Origin of the sequence: Aeromonas sp. HMWF014 (assembly GCF_963878295.1) — a bacterium.
GTDB classification, from domain to species: Bacteria; Pseudomonadota; Gammaproteobacteria; order Enterobacterales; family Aeromonadaceae; genus Aeromonas; species Aeromonas popoffii.
The window spans coordinates 5,128-7,452 of record NZ_CAWNYS010000137.1 but is presented as its reverse complement, the minus strand read 5'-3'; the positions used below and the strand labels follow the sequence as shown (position 1 = coordinate 7,452).

Sequence of the window (2,325 nt, the reverse complement as noted above, 5' to 3'; positions counted from 1 at the left end):
ACTGGGAAGTGAACGAGGCGCGCTGCGCCCCGCAGGCGGTGACGCCCAGCCTCTCCTGGGTGTCGCTGGACGTGGAGTGTGCCATGGACGGGGCCCTCTTCTCGGTAGGGCTCTATAGCCGTGAGGATGCGCGGGTCATCATGATCGGCGCCCCCGAAGCCGGTGCCGAGGCGTGGGAGACCCGCATCGAGTGGGTGGCGGATGAAAATGGCCTGCTGAGCGCGCTGGAAACCTGGTTCAGCCAGCACGACCCCGATCTGGTGATCGGCTGGAACGTGGTCAATTTCGACTTTCGTCTGCTGCTGCGCCGCGCAGAACTCAACAAGCGGCGGCTGCGGCTCGGGCGAGGACGCGAACTCTGCTTCTGGCGCTCATCGCGTAACGATCCCCAGACCGGCAACGTCATCATCCCGGGCCGCATGGTGCTCGACGGCATCGATACCCTCAAAAGCGCCACCTGGCAGTTTGCCAGCTACAGCCTGGATGCGGTGGCAAGCGAGCTGCTCGGCCGCGGCAAGGATATCGAGGATGTGGCCAATCGGGGAGAGAAGATCACCGAACTGTTTCACTCCGACAAGGAGGCGCTCGCCCGCTACAACCTGGAAGATTGCAGGCTGGTGTGGGAGATTTTCGACTACTGCCACCTGATCCCCTTTGCCATCGAGCGGGCCTCTCTCACCGGGCTTGAGCTGGACAGGGTGGGGGGATCGGTGGCGGCCTTCACCAACCTCTACCTGCCGCGGCTCCATCGCGGCGGCTACGTGGCGCCCAATCTGCCTGCCGATGGCGGGCTCGCGAGCCCCGGCGGCTATGTGATGGACTCCAAACCTGGTCTCTATCGTCACGTGCTGGTGCTCGATTTCAAGAGCCTCTATCCCAGCATCATTCGCACCTTCTGCATCGATCCCATGGGGTTGATAGAGGGGTTGCAGCACCCGGACGAGGCCATTCCCGGCTTTCGCGGCGCCCTGTTTTCCCGTACTCGCCACTTTCTGCCGGATCTTATCGCCACCCTGTGGGCGGCGCGGGACAGGGCCAAGGCAGCCAGCAACAAGGCGCTCTCCCAGGCTATCAAGATCATCATGAACTCCTTTTACGGCGTGCTGGGCTCGGGTGGCTGTCGTTTCTATGATCCCAGGCTTGCCTCTTCCATCACCTTGCGCGGCCACAGCATCATGCAGCAGACCCGGGAGTGGATAGAGGCGCAGGGGTTTGAGGTGATCTACGGTGACACCGATTCCACCTTCGTCCACCTGGGGAGGGAGACAAGCCCGCAGCAGGCGGATGAAATTGGCCATGAGCTGGCCCGAATGATCAACGACAACTGGAGTGCGCTGATCAAACGTGAATTCGACCTGCCGAGCCATTTGGAGATCCAGTACGAGACCCACTATCGCCGCTTCTTGATGCCCACCATTCGCGGGTTGGAGAAGGGGAGCAAGAAGCGCTACGCCGGCCTGGTTGGAAAACAGGAAGAGCGGCGAGGGGAGGAGGAGCATCTGGTGTTCAAGGGGTTGGAATCGGTGCGCACCGACTGGACCATGCTGGCCAAGCAATTCCAGACCCGGCTCTACGAGCTGGTGTTTCACGATGAGGACCCCAGCGGCTATGTGCGCACCATCGTGGATCAGACCCGGGCTGGCCTGCACGATGATCTGCTTATCTACCGCAAGCGGCTGCGCCAGAAGCTCGAAGAGTATCAGAAGAATGTGCCGCCCCATGTGCGGGCGGCGCGGCTGGCCGACGAGGAGAACCTGCGCCGCGGCCAGCCCCAGCGTTATCAGCACAGGGGCACCATCGCCTATCTGATGACGCTGGGCGGCCCGGAACCGCTGGAATACAGACGCAGCGCCATCGATTACGAGCACTACATCGACAAGCAGCTAAGGCCCATCGCCGACGCCATACTGCCCTTCATCGGCGAGTCATTCGACCGGATCTGCGGCCAGCAGCTGGATCTCTTCTAGCGACGTCGCACCCGCAACCAGGGGCGGGGCTGTGTCAGGATGGCGGGGAAGCGATGGCAGTAAAGCAGAATGCAAAAAGCCCGCTCGATGAGCGGGCTTTTCTAATCTGGTGCGTCCTAGTGGATTCGAACCACCGACCCCCACCATGTCAAGGTGATGCTCTAACCAGCTGAGCTAAGGACGCAGGGTGCGCGATGCGGCTTTTCATTTGCGAGAAGTGGTGGGTTTAATTGGATTCGAACCAACGACCCCTACCATGTCAAGGTAGTGCTCTAACCAACTGAGCTATAAACCCACATCAGGCAACTTTTTCTATTCGCATGAGGTTCAACCTGAAGGAGGTCAACTCACGGGAATA

Annotated in this window: 1 protein-coding gene and 2 tRNA genes; 1 reads left to right on the top strand and 2 read right to left on the bottom strand. The window is 60.9% G+C overall.

Translation table 11 applies throughout. From position 1 onward, the window contains the following. On the top strand, positions 1 to 1,967 hold a 1,967-nt coding region (locus AAC083_RS05465), incomplete at its 5' end, for a DNA polymerase II (protein WP_108536042.1). A 107-nt stretch (positions 1,968 to 2,074) separates the two neighbouring features. On the opposite strand, the gene AAC083_RS05460 is transcribed toward AAC083_RS05465, so the two are convergent. Both AAC083_RS05460 and AAC083_RS05455 read right to left on the bottom strand, forming a co-directional pair. Beyond that, a tRNA-Val gene (locus tag AAC083_RS05460) sits at positions 2,075 to 2,151 on the bottom strand. Positions 2,152 to 2,185: 34 nt separating this feature from the next. Further along, positions 2,186 to 2,262, bottom strand: a tRNA-Val gene (locus AAC083_RS05455). Positions 2,263 to 2,325: the final 63 nt, after the last annotated feature.